The following is a 19,283-nucleotide window of genomic DNA, read 5'->3' as shown; positions in this document are numbered from 1 at the left end:
GCACACCGGACCACCCTCGCGGCCGAGGCCGAAAACCCGAGGGCCGGCGAGCAGCCGGGGTACGGCCGATGGTCAGTTGTCGGCCACCGCGAGCGTGACGCCGAAGCCGGCGATGACCGTACCGGTCGACGCATCGAGCGCACGCCGAAAACGCGGCCGGCGCAGCCTCGCGCGCAGGCTGTTCGCGCCGAGGATGATCGCCGCGAACCACACCATGCCCTCGATGTCGTGGACGAGGGCGAGCAGTATCCCGAAGGCCAGATGCGGGGCACCGGAGGGAATGAACTGCGGGATCATCGCCATATAGAAAACGCCGACCTTCGGATTGGTCAACGACGTGAGCACGCCGCGCCCCCACGCCGACCACAACCCGGGGGCGGCCTTGCCACCGACCGCCGAGGTGGCCTCGACGTCGACGTCGACCTCGGTATAGCGATTCGCCCACGCAGCCCGCAGCAATCCGTAAGCAAGCCAAAGCAGGTAGCAGGCACCGACGACGCGCAGACTCGTATACGCAACCTGAGATGTGGTCAGCACCGCAGAAACACCGGCCGCCGCAGCCGCACCCCAAACCAACGTCCCGGACCCTATGCCAAGCGCGGTCGCGAACCCGTGCCGATTCCCCCGAACCAGCGCCGCCCGCAACACAATCGCGGTATCCGGCCCCGGCACAACCGTCAACAGCCCCGCAACCAGGGCAAACGAAGCAAGGTGCGAGAGAGCATCCATGAAGTCATGCTGCCGGCGCCGGAAGCTGACGCATAGTCGGATCGGGTTCGCCGACGAGGCTTCCCAAGTGGGCCAGGCTGGTCCTGGCACGCGTTGCACTTCCGGTCGCGGGGCGCCGGTGCGGGGCTGATCTGAGCCGAAGGCGGGCAGGCGGACGGTTGGGTCGAGTCCGCCGAGGAACCTCCCCAAGCGGGCCGGGCGTTCCCAGCGGGCGTCACGCCTCGGGTTGCGGGTGGCCGGTGCGAGGCTGATCAGAGTCGGTGGTGAGCCGCCGCCGGCGCGCGGGGCTCCGAGACGGCGGCTCCCAACGAGAGGGGCATCTTGCTCAGCGAAAACCGGCCTGCAGCAGGGGCGGGGAGGGTGGTCGGGTCGGGTCCTCTGAGGCGCCTTCCCAAGGGGGGTCGAGCGTTCTCGGCGCGCTTTGCGCTGTTGGTTGCGTGGGCTGGTCCGGGGCTGGCCTGAGTCGGTGGTTGGGCCGCCGCCGGCGTGCGGGGCTCCAAGACTCCGGGCTTCCGGCGAGGCGGGCGCATCGCTCGGCGAAAACCGACCAGCAGCGGCGGGCAGGGAGGGTGGTCGAGTCGGGCTCCCCGAGGGGCCTTCCCGGGTGGGTCAGGTGTTCTCGACGGCCGTTGCGCTGTTGGTTGCGGGTGGCCGGTGCGGGGCTTGTCCGGGTCGGTGGTGGGCCGCCGCCGGCGTTCGGGGCTCCGAGACTCCGGGGTCCTGACGAGCCGGGTGCATTGCCTGGCAAAACCCGGCCGGCAGCGGCGGGGAGGGTGGGCGGTCGGGTCGAGTCTGGCGGGTGGCCTTCCTGAATGGGTCGGGGCGCTTCGGGGTCCGGTGGGTATGTGGGCGACGAAGGTTCACGAACTCGGATCGTGTGGGGTGCGGTTGCCTCGGAGTGAGAGAAAACCGCAGGTCGGTGCAGGCGGGGGCTGTTTGGGGTGCATCGGGATCCGGTTTTGGTCTTCACGCCGGCGTTGAGGGGGCTGGAGCACACGAAACCGGCACTCGGCGCTCAACTTTCCGCGCCGATCCCGCAAAACCGCAGGTCACCGAAGCTCGAAGCCCACAACCACCCCGCCGAGATCCGGTTTCGAACCCCAACTCCTCCCCGGCGGATTCGACCCGAGTCCCCTCCCTCCCGCCGCTGCCGGCCGGTTTTCGGTGAGCAACACGGCCATCTCGACGGGAGCTTCGGGCAATTGGAGTCCCGCGCGCCGGGGGCGGACCACTGCGCTACCCGCCTCGGCCATGCGCCGGACGTCTGTGGGCCTCGGGTTGGGTGGAGGGCGGGGGTGTCAGGCCTCTCTGGATATCAGGGACAGGATGTGGGTGCGGCCTCGGGCGGTGAAGGCTGATTCCAGGGTTTTGCGGTCGGATTCGGTGAAGGGGCGGTATGGGGTGGCTGGGTCCCCTCTGGGGTCGCGCCACCAGATGGGGTCGGGGGCCGTGTGCCAGGCTTGGCGGGTCAGAACTCTGGTGAGGATCTTGTTCGTGCTGGTTTGTGGGAGTACGTCGGCGATCCGGATGTAGCGCGGGTGCCAGGCGCGGGACAGGTCCGGCTGGGCCGCCAGCCAGTCCGCGAAGGCGGCCGGGTCGAAGGTGGCGCCCTCGCGCAGGACCAGGGCCGCCATCGCCTGGTCGCCCGCCGCCTCGTCGGGGACGCCGTACACCGTCGCCACCGCCACGTCCGGGTGCCGGGACAGGATTCGGGCGACCGGTGCCGCGCCGAAGTTCTCCCCGCCGACGCGCAGCCACTCCCCCGTGCGGCCGGCGAAGAAGACCAGGCCGTCCTCGGTGCGGTAGGCGAGGTCGCCGCTCCAGTACCAGCCGTCGCGCATGCGCTGCGCGGTCGCCGCCGCGTTGTTGTAATAGCCCTCGAAGGTGCCCGCGCCGCCGACGTTGACCAGTTCGCCGACCGCCGCCTCGGTGTTGGTCATCCGGCCCGCCGCGTCGAAGGTGGCCGGCGGGCATTGCTCGCGCGTGTCCGGGTTCAGGATCCGGATGTCGCCGTTCGGCCGGCCCAGCGCGCCCGGCGGCATGTCCGGGACCGGGCTGAACGACAACCCGCCCTCGGTCGAGCCGAACCCGTCCCGCACCGTGCAGCCGAAGCGTCGGGCGAAGCGCTGGACGTCCTGCGGCCCGCCCTCGTTGCCGAACACGCGCGTCAGCGGGTTGTCCGCGTCGTCGGGGCGCTCGGGCGTGGCCAGGATGTACGACAGCGGCTTGCCCACGTAGTTGGCGTAGGTGACCCCGAACCGCCGCACGTCCGGCAGGAATCCCGACGCGGAGAACCGCCGCCGCAGCACCAGTTCCGCCCCGGCCGCCAGCGCCGGCGCCCAGCACGTGACCACCGCGTTGGAGTGGAACAGCGGCATCGCGCAGTAGGCCACGTCCGTCCCGTCCAACCGCTCCATGGCCACCACGCTCGCCCCCTGCCCGGCGATCTTGCCCTGCGAGCAGATCACCGCCTTGGGGTGCCCGGTCGTCCCGGACGTCAGGATCAACATGAACGTGTCCTCGACCCCCGGCCGCTCGACCGGCGGCTCGACCCCCGCGTACGGCTCCAGCGCCCGCGCCCAGGCCGGATCGTCCACGCACAGCAGCCGGTCCGCCGGGAAGTCCGGCGCGGCGGTGCGCAGCTGCTCCAGATGCGCCGCGTCGGTCAGGACGAGCGAGCAGTCGGTGTGGTCGATGTCGCGCGCCAACTCGGTCCCGACCCGAGTCGGGTTGAGCCCCACGATCACCGCGCCGGACAGCGCCGCGGCGCCGAGCAGCAGCGGAAACTCGGGCACGTTCTCCAGCATCACCCCGATGTGCCACGGTCGACCCTCGACCCGCAGCGCCCGCAGCAGGGCGGCTCGACTCGCGGATTCCGCGACCACCTCGGCCCAGGTCCACGCCCGGTCCTCGTCGCGCAGACCGGCGCTGTGATCCCCGGCCCGCTCGCGTAGCAGTGCGTCCAGTGTGGTGCTCCAACGTCCAGACACGACAGGACTCCTGACGGACAGACAGACAAAACGAACGGACAGACGGACAGACGGACGGACAGATAGGCGGACGGATGAATGGGTGGATGGATACACGGGTGGACAAACCGACCGACGCACCTACATGGCACGATCAAGCTTCTGCTTGGCGCAACCTAACCCGCGTGCGCGCGGATCGGAAGACGGCCAAGATCGATACCGGACCGGAACCGCACCGAATGTGGCCTCGCTTGCCCGCACGTGACGCGTCGGACAGATTGAAGCCGTACGCATCGGGGGAGGCAGGCATGGACATGAGTATGGATTCGGGCATACCAGGCAGAATTCGCAGCGCACTTTTCCTTGACTTTGACAATATTTACAGCGGACTGCGGGAGACGGACCGCGCGTCCGCGGAGATTTTCGCCCGCAAACCGTCCCAGTGGTTGGAGTGGTTGGAGAACGAGGCGACCGAGCGCGGCCTGCGCCGATCGTTGCTCGTCCGCAACTGCTATCTCAACCCGGTGATGCACGACCGTTACCGGGCGTTCTTCACGCGGTCGGCCTTTCGCGTGATCGACTGCCCGCCGCTGACGGGCCGGGGCAAGAACAGTGCCGACATCCACATGGTGATGGACGTACTCGACACGCTCCAGCACTCGACCAGGTTCGACGAGGTGATCATCATGAGCGCCGACGCGGACTTCACTCCGGTCCTGCTGCGGCTGCGCAGCCACGACCGGCGCACGATGGTGATCGCCAGCGGTCCGGCCGCCCAGGCGTATGTCGCCGCGGGCGACGTGGTGATCAGCGACCAGGAGTTCATCGAGCGGGCGCTGCGCGACGAGATCGACGTGGCGCCGGCCGACGAGGGGGTGCGCGAGCAGGTGATGGCGCACGTACGCGAGCAACTCGACGGCTCCGAGGAGCCGATCGTGCTCGCCACCCTCGCCCACTCGGTGCTGCAACAGGTCGGTCGCGAGCAGGTCACCCGCACCCGCTGGGGCGGCGCGGCCACCTTCTCCTCGCTGCTCGAACTGATGCTGGAGCAGGGCACCGACGAGAAGTTGTCGATCAGTCGGGTCCCACCCGGGTACATCTACGACCGCACCCGACATCAGCCGCCCTCGGCTCGTCCCAACGGCCAGGGTCGGATGGACCACCTGCGCGAGCCGGTCCGCGACCTGATCGACCGGGTGGCAACGGTCACCGGCGCGCCGCGGCTGTCCCCGGAGGAATACCACGTGCTCTTCGCCGAGTTGCACGCCGAGGTCAGCGAGAACGGCTTCCAGGGCAACCAGACCTCGGGCGCGGTCCGCGACCGCTGTGCCGAGCGGATGCAGACCATCGCCCGCAAGGCGATCGCGTTCGTCACCACGGGCCTGGTCTACTCCGGCTACTGGTCCTCCACCGCACACCCGGTCGCCTCCGCCGACGACCTCGCCGTCGCCTTCCTGCGCAACGTCGAGACGCTGTGCGCCAACGCCCGCCTCTACCTCAACGACACCGAGCGCGCCCTCCTGGCCGAATGGCTGCTCGGCACCCCGACCACGAACCACGCGACCGCGAACCACGCGACCGCGCATCACGCGGGGGCCGACCACGCGGCCGGCAACCCGGCCACCGCCGACCTCTCCACCGTCCCGGGCACCGACAGCGCGTAGCCGGTCCGGCGGGTGCGACCCCGAGGGCGCACCCGCCGGACCGAAAAGGCGGCCCGCACCGGGGCCGCCCGCGTCAGAACTGCCCGCGCCGGTACAACCCGACCACCGCGGCGCCGCCGAGCCCGATGTTGTGGGTGAGCCCGACCTTGGCGTCGGCGACCTGGCGCGCGTCCGCCAGACCGCGCAGCTGCCAGCTGATCTCGGCGGCCTGGGCCAGCCCGGTGGCGCCCAGCGGGTGGCCCTTGGAGATCAGTCCGCCCGAGGGGTTGACCACCCAGCGCCCGCCGTACGTGGTGGCGCCCTCGGCGACCAGCTTGCCGCCCTCGCCCTCACCGCACATGCCCAGCGCCTCGTAGGTGAGGATCTCGTTGATCGAGAAGCAGTCGTGCAGCTCGATTACGTCGACATCCTCGATCCCCAGGCCGGACTGCTCGAAGACCTGCCGCCCGGCCGCCGCCGACATCGGCTTGCCGACCACGTCGATGCAGCTGTTCGAGGCGAAGCTCTCCTCGGTGTCGGTGGTCATCGACTGGGCCAGGATCTCGATCGCCTGCTCCTCCAGGCCGTGTTCGCGCACGAAGCGCTCGCTGACCACGACCGCCGCGGCGGCGCCGTCGGAGGTGGGCGAACACTGCAGCCGGGTGAGCGGCGAGTGGATCTCCTTGGCGGCCAGCACCTCGTCGAGCGAGTACTCGACCTGGAACTGCGCGTACGGGTTGTTCACCGAGTGCCGGTGGTTCTTGACCCCCACGTGCGCGATCTGCTCGGCGGTGGTGCCGTAGCGGGCCATGTGCTCGCGCGCCGCGTTGCCGAAGATCTGCGCGGTCGGCGGCGCGGTCATCGAGAACCCGTGCGCGTCACCCATGATCTTGTAGTGCCGGGCCACCGGCGACGTGGAGAAGTCGCCCTCGCCGCCCCCGCCGAGCGAACCGCGCTTCATCTTCTCGAAGCCGATCGCGAGCACACAGTCGTTCAGCCCGCCGGCGACGAACTGACGGGCCATCATCAGCGCGCTGGAGCCGGTCGCGCAGTTGTTGTTCACGTTGTAGACCGGGATGCCGCTCAGGCCCAGCTCGTACACCGCGCGCTGACCGGCGGTGGACGCCTGGAAGCAGTAGCCGACCGGGGCCTGCTCCACCTTGTCGTAGCCGACGCCCGCGTCCGCGAGCGCCTTGCCACCGGCCTCCTTGACCATGTCCCAGTACTGCCAGTCGCGGCTCTCCGGCTTCTCGAATTTGGTCATGCCGACGCCGACGATGAACGCCTTTTGTGCCATGTCGCCAACTCCTACGGAAACGGATCAGGATCGGGAAGGGAAAGAGAAGGGAAGAGGAGCGAAACCGGAAGAGAGATCGGAACCCGGAACGGCCCGGCGAACGGCAGGAACTACTTCTCGCTCGGCTGCGGATCCCTGGGCAGCCCGAGGATGCGCTCGCCGACCACGTTGAGCTGGACCTGCGTGGTGCCACCCGCGATGGTCAGGCAGCGGCTCATCAAAAATCCGAACGCCGCCTTCTGGCCGTCCCCCTCGTCCACCGCGCCCAGCGGGCCGAGCAGTTCGAGGCTCAGCTCGGACTCGCGCTGCTGGTGCGGGGTGCCGACGAGCTTGCGTACCGACGCGCCCGCGCCCGGCTCCAGGCCGGACAGCCGGGCCAGCGTGGTGCGCAGTTCGATCAGCGCCAGCGAGGACGCCTCGGCCACCAGCGCGCCCAGGCGCTCCCGGAAGCCGCCGTCCACGAACTCGCCCGCCGGGCCGTTCACCGCCGCGACCAGATTCGCGATGCCCGCGCCGAACGAGCTGCCCGCGCCCATGTGCACCCGCTCGTTGCCGAGCGTGTTGCGGGCCACCTGCCAGCCGCCGTCGACCTCGCCGACGACCATCTCGTCCGGTACGAAGAGGTCTTCGAGGAAGATCTCGTTGAACATCGCCAGGCCGCTGATCTCCTTGAGCGGACGGATGTCCAGGCCCGCCGAGGCCATGTCCACGATGAAGTACGTCAGGCCCTCGTGCTTGGGCTTGTCCGGCGAGGTGCGCGCGAGCAGGATGCCCCACTGCGACTCGCGGGCCCGCGAGGTCCACACCTTCTGGCCGTTGATCAGCCAGCCGCCCTCGGTCCGGGTCGCGCGCGTGGAGATCGCGGCCAGGTCGGAGCCCGCGCCGGGCTCGGAGAACAGCTGGCACCACTGGATCTCGCCGCGCAGCGTCGGCGGCGCGAACCGCTCCTGCTGGGCCTGCGTCCCGTAGGCGATCAGCGACGGGATCACCCAGTTGCCCATGGTGATGTCCGGCAGCCGCACGCCGAGCGCCTTCATCTCCTGCTGGATCACCAACTGCTCGACCGGGCCGGCCCCGATGCCGTACGGCTTGGGCAGGTACGGCGCCGCGTAGCCCAACGGGGCGAGCCGCGCGCGCTGTTCGGCCCCGGACTCGCCGGCCACCTTGGCCAGGATCGCCCGCGCGGTGTCGCGCAGCCGCTCCGCCTCCTCGGGCAGGTCCAGGACCAGGTCCCGGCGCGCACCGGCGCTCGCCAGCTCGGTCACCCGCAGCCGCCACTGCGCGGCGGGCCCCGCGTACTGGCGCAGGGTCAGCCCCCGGCGCAGGTAGATGTGCGCGTCGTGCTCCCAGGTGAAGCCGATGCCGCCGAGGATCTGTACGCAGTCCTTGGTCGTGGTGAAGGCCGCCTCGATCGCATACGTGGCGGCGATCGCGGCGGTCAGCGACCGGGTCGGCGCGTCCGAGCCCGCGTCGAACGCGCGCGCCGCGTCCCACGTGACCGCGCGCGACTGTTCGACCCGAACCAGCATGTCCGCGCACAGGTGCTTGATCGCCTGGAACTGCCCGATGGGGCGGCCGAACTGCTCGCGCACCTTGGCGTACTCGGTCGCCGTGTCGAGCGCCCACGCGGCCACGCCGCAGGCCTCGGCGGACATCAGTACGGCCGCCAGGTCGCGGGCCAAGGCCTCGTTCACCGCGGCCAGCACCCGCGTGGCCGGGACCACGGTGTCCACCGTCACCTCGGCGCTGCGCCGGGTCGGGTCCACGCTCTTGAGCGCCCGGACGTCGACGTCCGGCGCGTCCACCGCGACGTACACCACCGCGCCGTCGGCTCGGCGGGCCGCCAGCACCAGCACGTCGGCGAGCGCACCGCCCAGGATCGGCGTGGCCACCCCGCTCACCCGCAGCCCACCCGCCTCCTCGGCGGCCGTCACGGTGCCGGGCCCGGTCGCGACCGCGCCGATCAGCGTGCCGTCGACCAGGCCGGGCAGCAGCTCCTTCGCCGCGTCGCCGCCGTCGGCCTGCAGCAGCGCCGAGGCCAGGACGGTGGGCAGGAACGGGCCGGGGAGCATGCCGAGGCCGGCCTGTTCGAGGGCCACCGCGGTCTCGACCAGGCCGTAGCCGGCGCCGCCGAACTCCTCGGCGACATGCATCCCGAGCAGGCCCTGCTCGGCGAGGGCCGGCCAGTGTCCGGGACGCTCCTCAACGTCCGCCTCCAGCACCCGGCGCACCTCCTGGATGGGTGCAACACGTTGCACCCATCCGCGTACCGATTCCGCCAGGGAGCGGTGCTCCTCCGTGATGCCGATGGCCATATCGCGCCTTCCATGACTTCCGTGACTGGGTCCAGTACTTGCGATAGTAGAACCCGTTTCAATTGTTGGGGACCCCGATGTGGCCCCCGACACGGTGGCGCGGGGGCGGCTGCGGCAGCATGGGGTCCGGCCGGCCGACGGCGGCCCGGCGGTGTACCGACCCGGCCCGCGTGGTCCGACTCAGGAGATCCCGACATGAGCACCATCGACCCCGCCGTGCGGGCCGCGTTCGAGGCGGCCACCGGATTCATGCCGGCCGACGAGGGCGACGCGCTGTACGCCGCGGCGGTCCTGGCGGCCCGGGTCGGCCCGCTGGTCGAACTGGGCACGTACTGCGGGCGGTCGACGATCCTGCTCGCCGCGGTCGCGCGCGACGCGGGCACGGTGGTGGTCACGCTCGACCACCACCGCGGCTCCGAGGAGCAGCAGCCCGGGTGGGAGTACCACGACCCGAATCTGGTCGACGCCGAACTGGGCGTGATGGACACGCTGCCGACGTTCCGCCGCACGCTGTATCGCAGCGGGCTCGAACCGTATGTGGTGGCCCTGGTCGGACACAGCCGGACGATCGCCCCGCTGTGGAACACCCCGGTGGGCCTGGTGTTCATCGACGGCGGGCACACCGACGAGCACGCGCAGGGCGACTACGAGGGCTGGGCGCCGCACGTCGCAGTCGGCGGACTGCTGCTGATCCACGACGTGTTCCCGGACCCGGCCGACGGCGGCCAGGCACCGTACCGGGTCTACCGACGCGCACTCGCCTCCGGCGCGTTCGAGGAACTCCCGGGCCGGGGCTCACTGCGGGTGCTGCGCCGCGTGGCGGCCGGGATCTGACCGGAGCGGCTCATGGGCGGTCGCGGGAAACGAGCCGCGGGCGAAGCGGGGGCGCTCCCGTCGAAACGACCTGGGGCAACCGAAGGCGGTCCGGCGAGCCGTACCCCTGCCCGCCCGCCGCCGGTCCCCGGTCGGCCCGGCGGCGAAGCGACGGCGATGCGGACCGCGATCCGTGCGGTCGACGCCCCGTCGTTCGGCGTCAAGATCGATTCGAGCCTGATTCGATTCCCGAAAGCAATCCGATCCGGTCCCGCGCGGGTCCCGTTTGCTGGGACAATGCCCATCCGGAAGGACGCGGGGGGATGGTCATGTCCGATCAGCATCAGCACGACGACGGGCCCGGCGAACCCGCGGCGGACGGCGAGCGGTTCGAGACGGTCTGGGATCGGACGGCCAACGGCGGCGTGGGCGGCTGGGTGCGCCGCCGGATCACCGCCGGGCCGACCGCCGTGAACCCGGGCGCGCCGCCGCGTCCGCATCACGAGCCCACCGCCCACCTGCCGGCCGTCACGCCGCCGGCGCGGCCCGACATGCCACCGCCCGTACCACCCGCACCACCCGCGTCGCCCGACGAGCAGGACACCGTCGACAACCCGGTGGCGGCCCGCGGCATGCCCGCCGGGCCGCCACCCCCGGGGTGGCCGGTTTCCACCCCGCCCCCGGTGTCCACCCCGCCCCGGGTGTCCCCCCAGCCGCCCGCCGTCACCCCGCCACCGGTGCCCGTGCCGCCTCCGCCGATGTCCCCGAACCCGTCGGCGCCGACCGCGGACTGGTACCGCCAGGACGCCGGGCACACCCCCGTCCACGGCATCCCGGGCGACCGGCCCGACCACGGTGTGCCGCCGGCCCGCGACGTCCCCGTCGCCCCGGACTGGTACCGCGGCGCCACCCCGCCGGCCCCCGGCCCGCTCTCGCCCACCCCGCCCGGCCCCTCGTTCGAGCGCACCCTCCTGTTCATCGTGGCCGCGGTCGTCCTGATCGCCGCCGTCGGCACCCTGGTCGCCCTGAAGCCGTGGGCGGAGGACGACAAGAAGCCGGCCGCCCACGGCTCACCGAGCGTGGAATCCACCGCCGGCTCGACCTCCCCCTCCGGCGACGCGGCGGGCGCTCAGCCCGGTGCCCCGTCGACCCCGCCGCCGGCCCAACAGACCACGATCACCACCCCGCCGCCCGCGAGCCCCTCGCCGGACGGCCGCGCGCAGGCCGCCGCGTTGGACACCCTGCTCTCCCGCAGCGGTTCGTCCCGGCAGTCGGTGATCGACGCGGTGAACAACATCGGCTCCTGCTCGTCGCTGGCCGCGTCCCGCTCCGCGCTGCTCGACGCCGCCGCGCAACGTGACCAGCTGGTCACCCAGTTGGACGCGATGCGCTTCGACGCCGCCCCCGAACTCCAGTCCGCCGCACCGACGTTGCGCACCGCGTGGACCGCCTCCGCGCGCGCCGACCGATCGTTCGCCGCGTGGGCGCAGTCCGCGGCCGACTCGGGCTGTCCGGGCACCCGGGCGCTCTACGACGAGGGCGCCACGATCAGTTCCGAGGCGTCCACCGCGAAGAAGTCGTTCGTGACGACCTGGAACGCCGTCGCCTCGCGCTACGGCCTCACGTCCAGGAGTGAACTTGACCTCTGACCGCCGCGACGATCGCGGCCGTCCCGACGACCCCGCTCCCCGCTACCGCCATCCCCCGGCCGCCGCCGACCCGTTCGGCCACGCACCCACGCAGGAGGCCCGGATCGAGGCGGCACACGAGCGCCTGCGCCGCCGGCGGCGGATCACCCTGACCGTGGCCGCCCTGGCGCTGGCCGCCGCCGGCGCCGGCACCATCGCGGTGGCCTGGCCCAGCGGGCACGACGCGGCGCGCACCGAGGCCGCCCACACGCGGTCGGCGACCGCGGCCGGCGACCCGCCGAGTACGCCCCACGCCGCGCCGGCCGACGGCGCGCCCGCCCCGAACGCGACCACCTCGACCGGCGAACCACCGCCTGCGGCCCCGGCGCAGCCCCCCGCGACCGCGGCCGTCCCGCCCCCACCCCGCGCCGGCGGCGGACTCCCGCTGTCGGGGCGGGTGGTGGTGCTCGACCCCGGCCACAATCCGGGCAACGGCGGCCATTCCCGCGAGATCAACAAGCAGGTGTACGCGGGCGGGCTGACCAAGGAGTGCGACACCACCGGCACCGAGACCAACCAGGGTTACACCGAGGCCGAGTTCACCCTCGACGTGGCACACCGCGCGAAGCGCTTGCTGGAGGCCCAGGGCGCCACGGTGGTGTACACGTGGGAGACCGAGGCGTGGGGGCCGTGCGTCGACGAGCGCGCGGCGCGGGGCAACACGGCCAAGGCGGACGCGGTGGTGTCCATCCACGCCGACGGCGGCCCGGCCGGCGGGCGTGGCTTCCACGTCATCCTGCCCGCCGCGGTCAAGGACAAGAACGTGGACACCACGCCGATCCTGGCGCCCTCGCGCGATCTCGGCGGCCTGCTCGCCAAGGCGTTTCGGGCGGCCACCGGCACCTCCCCGGCCACCTACCTGGGCACCGACGACGGGCTGGTCACCCGTACCGATCTCGGCGGACTCAACCTGTCCACCCGACCCAAGGTGTTCATCGAATGCGGCAACATGCGCAATGCGTCGGACGCCGCGCAGTTCACCGACCCGAACTGGCGTGAGCGCGCCGCGTCCGGGATCGCGACCGGGATCACGGCCTATCTGTTGAAGGGGACGTGAGCCACGAGTCCCCTGTCCCCTAGGGTCGTTGCGATCGTCCCGACGCGCGTGCGCGACGGTGACGCTCCCCGGTTCGCGACGTCCACGCGTGCCGGGCACCGCCGGACGGTTCCCGGTCGGGCCACGGACCACCGCGAGCCGCACGATCGGGCCCGGCGCGAGCCGCCCACACACCGCACGTCGCCCGGCGCACCCCGCGCCGCCGGCGTCACGTCCCCCTCCGTATCGCCAAAGGAGCAACGTTGAACCGGAAAGGGATCACGAGGGGCGATGCGATCGTCATTCTCGCGATCGTCCTGATCTTCATCTTCTCGTTCTTCAAATACTACGAAGTCAGCGCCACCTCCCACGGCAGCAGCAACATCAGCGACGACGGAGACCTGCTCGGCGGCGGCCGCAGCGAGTCCAAGAGTTGGAACGCCTGGACGGTCGACTTCTACCCGCTGATGCCGGCCGTCGTCCTGGTGCCGCTGCTGGCCGTGCTGCTCATGGTCATCGGCCGTTTCACCGCGCAGCCGGACAAGCCGGCCCTGGGTCTGGCCCCGCGCCAGTGGGCGATCGCGTTCGGCGTCTCCGGCGCGATCAGCGGTTTCTTCGCCCCGTTCGGGGCGGGCGGCATGATCGGCGACCTCGTCGAGGGCTCGGCCCCGTCCCGCTTTACGGTCGATTCCGGACCCACCGTCTTCGCCTGGCTGATGATGGTGGCCGGACTGGTCGCGGCGTTGTTCCTGATCATCGGCGACCGCATCCCCAGCCTGGCGTCACCGCTGTTCAGCCCGGTCCCGCAACAACCGTGGGGCTACCCGCCGAACGCCACCGGCGGCTACCCGGTCCCGCTGGACCCGAACACCGGCCTGCCGATGGCGATCGACCCGAACACGGGCTACCCGCTGCCGAACGCCACCGGTGGCTATCCCGCGCCGCCCGGCTACCCGGCGACGGGGGTGGGCACCGCCGCCGCGCCGATGGCCGGCGTCCCCGCGCACATGCCGCCGCCGACCCCCTCCGGGTCGACCGCCGCCGTTCCCGAGGCCGCGCCCGGCACCACCGCGCCGGGCGCACCCGCCGCTCCGGGCGCCGTCGAGTCCGGCACCGGCGCACAGCCGGCCGCCGCCGAGACCGGCGCGCAGCCGCCGGAGTTCGCCCAGTTCTGGTTCGCCGTGCCCGAGGCCCGCACGCTGGCCCCCACCGAGGGCCTGTCCAAGGAGCCGGTGGCCACCCTGCGGACCGGGCAGTGGTACCTCGCCGTCGCCCCCCACCCGGGCGGCGTCCTGGTCGAGGTCGACGGCGTTCGCGGGGTCCTGAGCGACGTCTCCGGAATCCAACGCGGAGAATGACGGTATGTCAGGCCCCGGTGCCGGTGCGGGCGACCGTACCGGCACCGGGCCGCGGCGCGACGGCCGCGGTCCGTCGCGACACGCGCATGTCCACGCAGTACGAAAGCCCCGTCAGGGAGGAGCACGATGCCACGCAAAGGCGTCACCCGAGGTGATCTGATCGTCGCGGTGGCGGCGATCGGAGTTCTGGTCTTCTCGTTTCTCCCCTGGTACACGGTGACCGCCAAGGGCAGAGACCTCACCGAGGGCACCACCCACTACTCGGCGTGGATCGGCGACTTCACACCGCTCGCGCCCGCCGTCGTGCTGTTGTCCTCGATCTCGCTGGTGTTGCTGCTGATCGGCCGGTACACCTTCCGTCCCGGCTCGCCGCCGACCGAGATCCAGTTCGCCGGGGTCGCCCTGCGGCAGTGGGGCGTCGTGCTCGGCGTGGCGTCGGCGTGGAGCGCGGTGTGGGCCGTGCTGGGCGCGGACGGCGGCTACGACAAGCTGGCCCGCACCGCGCAGCGGATCGCTCGCGCCGGCGGCGACTCGCAGGCGACCGTGGACGCCGCGCACGGCTATGGCGCGTGGGGGCTGGCCGGGTTCGCCGTGTTGCAGGCCCTGTTGCTGCTCACCGTGGACCGGATCGGCGGGCTGAACGTGCCGCTGGTGCGCCCGCGCGAGGCCGGCTGGCCCGGCTACCCCGGCGGCGGCTTCCCCGGCGCGCCCGGCGGCTATCCGCCCGGTCCGCCCGGAACCGGCGGCTTCCCGGTGCCGCCTCCGGTCGCGCCGCCCGTGTACGGCCCGTCGGGCAACACTCCCCCGCCGCAGACCCCGCCGATGCAGCCCCCGGCGATGCAGCCGCCCGCGGTGCAACCTCCGGTGCTGCTGCTCAAGTCGGACGATTCGGCGGCGAATCCGGCGATCGGCGCCGACCGGGTGCCGGCCGCCACGGGCGGGGACGCCCGGGACTCGGCGGCGGATTCCGGCGATCCGGGCACGTTCGAACAGTACTGGCTGGCCGTGCCCGAACCGCGCACGCTGCGGCCGCTCGACGTCTCCGGCGACGCGCCGGCCACGCTGCACCCCGGGGTCTGGTACCTCGCGGTGGGCGTGCGCGACGGCGGCATCGTCATCGATATCGACGGCGTTCAGGGCGTGTTGACCGACCTGACGGGTATTCAGCGCGGCGAATAGACATCCGCGGAAAATGCCCCCATACGGTGTGTCGTATGGGGTCGGGGCACAGATCGTTCCCCCGTCTGGCACAGTGTCCCCGGACCAATGCACCGAGGACGCGCGGGGGCGATGTCGGTGGCACGACTTGGGTCGCCCCCGTACGCTGTCGGCGCCCATCCCCCTCGGGAGGAGTATTCAGTGGACGTCAGAAAGCTCTCGCGTGGCGACGCGGTCATCGGGGTCGCCGCCGTGCTCATCTTCATTTTCTCGTTCTTCGACTACATCGGTGTCAAGGGCGAGGTTCCCCGGGGCTTCGACGGCTCTTGGAGCGCCTGGTCGGGCACCATGGCACCGGTCATCTTCGCGTGCGTGCTGACCCCGATCATCGCGGGTGCGCTGTTCATCCTCGGCGGGCTGCTTCCGCAGCTGCGGGACAAGCAGATCCTCGGCCTGACCGCTCGTCAGTGGGCCCTGCCGCTCGCGGTGGTCTCGCCGATCAACGCCCTGTGGTCGATCGGCCGTGCCTCCGACGGCCTGGAGATGAAGGCCGGCGGCATCCTCATCGTGTTGCTGGTCCTCGTGCTCAGCGGCGCCCTGATCGCCACCAGCGTGGTGCCGGCCCTCCAGGCGCCGCTGCTCGGCGCGGGTGGTCCGGGCGCGGGTGCGGGTCAGCCCGGCCAGTACGGCGCCCCGCAGGGTCAGCAGCAGTTCGGCGGCGCGCCCTACGGCGGCCCGCAGGGCCCCCAGGGTCAGCAGCCGTACGGCGGCGCCCCGCAGCAGGGCGGCTTCGGCGGCCCGGCGCCGCAGGGTCCCCAGGGACCGCAGGGCGGCTTCGGCGCCCCGGGCCCGCAGGGCCCCGGCGGTGGGCAGCAGCCCGCCCCGGGCGGTGCGCCGTTCCAGCCCTTCTGGTTCTCGGTGCCGGACTCGCGCCCGATGCTGGACGAGCACACCAACCAGGAGAAGGGCGTGCTGAACACGGGCGTCTGGTACCTGGCGGTGGCCGAGCACCCGAACGGCCTGCTCGTCGAGGTCGACAACGTGCGCGGCGTGCTCCAGAACACGATGGGCATCCAGCGCTCGTGACACCGGTGCTCCCGAGGAACCGGTAATACCGAGACCCCGCGAACAGGTACAGGCAGGGGCGTCGTCCACTTCGGACGGCGCCCTTTCGCCTGTCCGGGGGCGGCTAGGCCCTGTCCGGGTCGCCCGGGGGAGGCGGCCTCCCCGCAAAGTAAAACGTGTTCTAGTCTGCGGAGGCGATTCACCGCGCCGCGGCACGCCGCGCCGCGCGGTTCCGTACGACTTCGGGCAACCGTGGGCAAACATGGAGGTACCGCCATGAGGCTGGGTCTGACGTTCGGATACTGGGGCCGAGGCCCGTCCGCCGACTTCGTCGAGACGGCGCGCGAGGCCGAACGCCTCGGCTTCGACTCGGTCTGGACCGCCGAGTCGTGGGGCTCGGACGTGTTCACCCCGCTGACCTGGATCGCGGCCAACACCTCGCGGATCGGCCTGGGTACCGCCGTCACCCAGATGACCGCCCGCACCCCCACCGCGACCGCAATGCACGCGTTGACCCTGGACCACCTGTCCGGCGGGCGGATGATCCTCGGCCTCGGGCTCTCCGGCCCGCAGGTGGTCGAGGGCTGGTACGGGCGGCCGTTCCCCAAGAGCCCGCTGACCTTCACCCGCGAGTACGTGGACGTGATCCGCCAGGTGTTGCGCCGCGAGGGGCCGGTGGTGGCCGAGGGCCGCTACGCGCAGCACCCGTACGCGGGCGAGGACGGCAGCGGGCTCGGCAAGCCGCTCAAGTCGATCACCCACCCGCTGCGCGCGGACCTGCCGATCTTCCTCGGCGCCGAGGGGCCGAAGAACGTGCATCTGACCACGCAGATCGCGGACGGCTGGCTGCCGCTGCACTGGGCGCCGACCCGTCCCGAGGTGTACGCGGACGCGCTGCGGGACAAGCCGGCGGGCTTTCGGATCGCGCCGATGGTGCAGGTGGCGCTCGGCGACGACGTCGAGCAGGCGATGTTCCCGATCAAGGCGGCGATGGGCTTCTACGTCGGCGGGATGGGCGCGAAGAACAAGAACTTCCACGCGGACCTGATGCGCCGGTTCGGCTATGCCGAGGAGGCGGACCGGATCCAGGAGTTGTTCGCGGCCGGCAGGCGCGACGAGGCGATCGCCGCGGTACCGAGCGCCTTCGTCGACGAGATCGCGCTCGTCGGCCCGGCGGCCCGGATCCGCGAGCGTTTCGCCGCGTGGGCCGCCGACCCGCACGTCACCGACATGATCGTCACCACGCGCGACCCGGCGGCCCTGCGCCTGCTGGCCGACCTCGTGTCCTGACCCGAGGCCGCGCGGGCCGGTCGGCGTCCCCGGTCTAGGTCACCGTCGACATGCACAGTTCCTGTCCCCGGGAGGGCAGCGGATAGTAGACCGGGGACCGGGCGGGGCAGGTGGGGCCGGTGGACGAGGGCATCGGATGGATCTCGTCGATGCGCAACCGGCCCTGGCCGTCGCGTTGGAAGGCGCCCTGGCACGGTACGAGCGCGGCCAGGAAGGCCCACTGTCGCCCGTCGCGCACCTCCGCCGGCACACACTCGCCGGGTCGGAAGATCCGCTCCAGGCACAGCGCGGGCTGCCCGGGCACGATCGGCCACCGGCTGCGCCCGTCGGTGCTCATGCAGTCCGCCGTGCCGCCGGCGGCCGCGGTGCGGGCCAGCACCCGCTGCCGAGCCGCCGGATCCTCACAGGGCAGCGTGCGCGGTCCGGCGGGCCGCCAGGTCGGCGATCCGTCGCCGGCGAAGTCCACGCAGGCGCCGACCTGTACCGAGGCCACGAAGGCCGCGATCGGATCGCCGGAGGCGCCGGCGGTCGGCACCCCGGCGGGGCCCATCGCCCCGCGCTCCCGATCCTCGCGCCCCCGCTCGTAGGCGACTCCGGCCAGCAGCCCGCCCACCAGCGCGATCACCACGAGCGCGGCCACCAGTACCCAACTGGCCCCGCCACCCTCGTGCACCTCGGCCGGCTCGGGCAGGTCGTAGGGGTCCTGCCGATCGTCGCTGTCGTCGATCCGCGGCACCATCGCCTGGACGATCTTGGCGAGTTGCATCGTCTCGGTCGTCTCGGGGGCGCCGGTGCCGTCGCGGGCGGGTGCGGGTGCGGGCGTGGGCGTGGGCGTGGGTTCGGCCGGCTTCGCCGGGGTCGACGCGGCGGCTTTCGGGTCCGATCCGGCCTCGTCCGAACGTCGCGGTTCCGCCGGGTCCGGGTTCGACCCGGCGTCGGCCGCGGCCGAGTCGACGGGCTCGACCGGCTCGTCCGGCTCGTCCTTGTCGACCGGCTCGGCCGGCCCGAGGCGGTCCGCGAGGGGCACGGTCGGCGGGTCGCCGACCAGGCGGCCGCGGCGGTGGTACGCGTCGATCAACTCCAGGGCGGCGCCCGGGAGCCACGAGGCGGCCCCGTAGGCCCCCTCCCGAGCCGTCACCGCCCCGGCGACCCCCTCCAGCAACTCCCGCGCCGTGGGCCGGGCCTCCGGATCACGCACCAGGCAGGACCGGATCAGGTCGGCGACCTCGGCCGGCACATCGGCCAGATCGGGCTCACCGGTCGCCACGCTCCGCCGAATCGCCGCCTCCCCCACACCGGAGTGCGGAGGATGTCCGGTCGCCGCGAAACACAGCAGCGCGCCGAGCCCGTAGATGTCGGAGGCCGCCACCGGCTCCTCACCGCGCGCCTGTTCGGGCGCGAGGTAGCCGGGCGCGGCGAGCGGGGCGTCCGGGCCCGCGCCCGTGATCCCGAATCCGGTCACCCTCGGCCCGTCGGCGGCCACCACGATCTGCGCGGGCCGCAGGTCACCGTGGACCAGCGACGCCTGATGGATCGTCACCAGCCCCTCGGCGATCCCGGCCGCGAGCCAACGCACCGCGTCGGGCGTCAGCGGCCCACACGAGATCACCAGGTCGGCGAGCGACGGCGCCGGCACGTACACCGAGGCCACCCACGGATTGTGGGCCGCCCCGCCGCTGCCGATCACCTCGATCACACCGGGCCCGCGCACCTTCTGCGCGCGCTTGATCCCCTGCTGCTCGCCGTACAACATCCGCACGGCCATCGGCCGCCCGGCTCCGGTCCGCGCCAGATACACCCAGCCGGGACTACCGACCCCCAGCAGCCCCACCACCGTGTAGGGCCCTATTCGATCCCCAGGCTCCAACCCAGCCGCCATACCCACCTCGTCACCCGAACAACCCAGCCCCCCTGCTCAAACC

At 72.3% G+C, this 19,283-nt stretch carries 13 protein-coding genes; 8 read left to right on the top strand and 5 right to left on the bottom strand.

Features of this window, described 5'->3' with window-relative positions; all coding sequences use genetic code 11:
- Positions 1 to 72: 72 nt before the first annotated feature.
- Positions 73 to 729, bottom strand: coding sequence for a LysE family translocator (locus ACWGR4_RS24425; RefSeq protein ID WP_452132807.1), 657 nt, complete (start codon positions 727 to 729; stop codon positions 73 to 75).
- 1,298 nt (positions 730 to 2,027) lie between these two features.
- Entirely contained in the window at positions 2,028 to 3,719 is a 1,692-nt protein-coding gene (locus ACWGR4_RS24420) for a long-chain-fatty-acid--CoA ligase (protein WP_452132808.1), read from the bottom strand.
- A 74-nt stretch (positions 3,720 to 3,793) separates the two neighbouring features.
- On the opposite strand from ACWGR4_RS24420, the gene ACWGR4_RS24415 reads away from it, so the two are divergent.
- The gene (locus ACWGR4_RS24415; RefSeq protein WP_452134236.1) at positions 3,794 to 5,362 is read left to right on the top strand and encodes an NYN domain-containing protein; all 1,569 of its coding nucleotides are present in this window, start codon (positions 3,794 to 3,796) and stop codon (positions 5,360 to 5,362) included.
- A 73-nt stretch (positions 5,363 to 5,435) separates the two neighbouring features.
- Here the strand turns inward: ACWGR4_RS24415 and ACWGR4_RS24410 are convergent, their stop codons facing one another.
- Both ACWGR4_RS24410 and ACWGR4_RS24405 read right to left on the bottom strand, forming a co-directional pair.
- Positions 5,436 to 6,638, bottom strand: a complete 1,203-nt coding sequence (locus ACWGR4_RS24410) for a lipid-transfer protein (protein ID WP_078975061.1) — start codon at positions 6,636 to 6,638, stop codon at positions 5,436 to 5,438.
- Between the two features lie 110 nt (positions 6,639 to 6,748).
- Positions 6,749 to 8,953 (bottom strand): acyl-CoA dehydrogenase, encoded by a 2,205-nt coding sequence (locus tag ACWGR4_RS24405; protein ID WP_452133295.1) that lies wholly within the window; start codon positions 8,951 to 8,953, stop codon positions 6,749 to 6,751.
- 195 nt (positions 8,954 to 9,148) lie between these two features.
- On the opposite strand from ACWGR4_RS24405, the gene ACWGR4_RS24400 reads away from it, so the two are divergent.
- The 7 genes from ACWGR4_RS24400 (at position 9,149) to ACWGR4_RS24370 (ending at position 17,361) form a co-directional block, all read left to right on the top strand.
- Positions 9,149 to 9,787 carry a class I SAM-dependent methyltransferase gene (locus tag ACWGR4_RS24400; RefSeq protein WP_452133296.1) on the top strand — a complete coding sequence of 213 codons (639 nt, stop codon included), beginning with the start codon at positions 9,149 to 9,151 and terminating at the stop codon, positions 9,785 to 9,787.
- 308 nt (positions 9,788 to 10,095) lie between these two features.
- Positions 10,096 to 11,415: a hypothetical protein gene (locus ACWGR4_RS24395; RefSeq protein ID WP_452133297.1), complete on the top strand. Its 1,320-nt coding sequence runs from the start codon at positions 10,096 to 10,098 to the stop codon at positions 11,413 to 11,415.
- Positions 11,416 to 11,518: 103 nt separating this feature from the next.
- Complete coding sequence (locus tag ACWGR4_RS24390) at positions 11,519 to 12,511, top strand: N-acetylmuramoyl-L-alanine amidase (protein WP_452133303.1); 993 nt, start codon at positions 11,519 to 11,521, stop codon at positions 12,509 to 12,511.
- A 242-nt stretch (positions 12,512 to 12,753) separates the two neighbouring features.
- Positions 12,754 to 13,848 carry a hypothetical protein gene (locus ACWGR4_RS24385; RefSeq protein ID WP_452133298.1) on the top strand — a complete coding sequence of 365 codons (1,095 nt, stop codon included), beginning with the start codon at positions 12,754 to 12,756 and terminating at the stop codon, positions 13,846 to 13,848.
- A gap of 126 nt (positions 13,849 to 13,974) precedes the next feature.
- Positions 13,975 to 15,027 carry a hypothetical protein gene (locus ACWGR4_RS24380; RefSeq protein WP_452133299.1) on the top strand — a complete coding sequence of 351 codons (1,053 nt, stop codon included), beginning with the start codon at positions 13,975 to 13,977 and terminating at the stop codon, positions 15,025 to 15,027.
- Between the two features lie 180 nt (positions 15,028 to 15,207).
- Positions 15,208 to 16,092: a hypothetical protein gene (locus ACWGR4_RS24375; protein WP_395788308.1), complete on the top strand. Its 885-nt coding sequence runs from the start codon at positions 15,208 to 15,210 to the stop codon at positions 16,090 to 16,092.
- Positions 16,093 to 16,347: 255 nt separating this feature from the next.
- A complete protein-coding gene (locus ACWGR4_RS24370; RefSeq protein ID WP_452133300.1) occupies positions 16,348 to 17,361 on the top strand; it encodes an LLM class F420-dependent oxidoreductase in 1,014 nt (337 codons plus the stop codon).
- Between the two features lie 34 nt (positions 17,362 to 17,395).
- On the opposite strand, the gene ACWGR4_RS24365 is transcribed toward ACWGR4_RS24370, so the two are convergent.
- Positions 17,396 to 19,240, bottom strand: a complete 1,845-nt coding sequence (locus tag ACWGR4_RS24365) for a serine/threonine protein kinase (RefSeq protein ID WP_452133301.1) — start codon at positions 19,238 to 19,240, stop codon at positions 17,396 to 17,398.
- Positions 19,241 to 19,283 lie beyond the last annotated feature (43 nt).

It is taken from the genome of Embleya sp. NPDC055664, assembly GCF_053618075.1.
Note: the sequence above shows the minus strand (reverse complement) of the source record. Positions and strands in the feature narration are given on the sequence as shown.

What these genes read in the sequence shown, in the direction of transcription:
- ACWGR4_RS24365 (WP_452133301.1), bottom strand. Translation starts at nt 19,240, where the DNA reads ATGGCGGCTGGGTTGGAGCCTGGGGATCGAATAGGGCCCTACACGGTG.
- ACWGR4_RS24405 (WP_452133295.1), bottom strand. Translation starts at nt 8,953, where the DNA reads ATGGCCATCGGCATCACGGAGGAGCACCGCTCCCTGGCGGAATCGGTA.
- ACWGR4_RS24410 (WP_078975061.1), bottom strand. Translation starts at nt 6,638, where the DNA reads ATGGCACAAAAGGCGTTCATCGTCGGCGTCGGCATGACCAAATTCGAG.
- ACWGR4_RS24370 (WP_452133300.1), top strand. Translation starts at nt 16,348, where the DNA reads ATGAGGCTGGGTCTGACGTTCGGATACTGGGGCCGAGGCCCGTCCGCC.
- ACWGR4_RS24415 (WP_452134236.1), top strand. Translation starts at nt 3,794, where the DNA reads ATGAATGGGTGGATGGATACACGGGTGGACAAACCGACCGACGCACCT.
- ACWGR4_RS24400 (WP_452133296.1), top strand. Translation starts at nt 9,149, where the DNA reads ATGAGCACCATCGACCCCGCCGTGCGGGCCGCGTTCGAGGCGGCCACC.
- ACWGR4_RS24425 (WP_452132807.1), bottom strand. Translation starts at nt 729, where the DNA reads ATGGATGCTCTCTCGCACCTTGCTTCGTTTGCCCTGGTTGCGGGGCTG.
- ACWGR4_RS24380 (WP_452133299.1), top strand. Translation starts at nt 13,975, where the DNA reads ATGCCACGCAAAGGCGTCACCCGAGGTGATCTGATCGTCGCGGTGGCG.
- ACWGR4_RS24395 (WP_452133297.1), top strand. Translation starts at nt 10,096, where the DNA reads ATGTCCGATCAGCATCAGCACGACGACGGGCCCGGCGAACCCGCGGCG.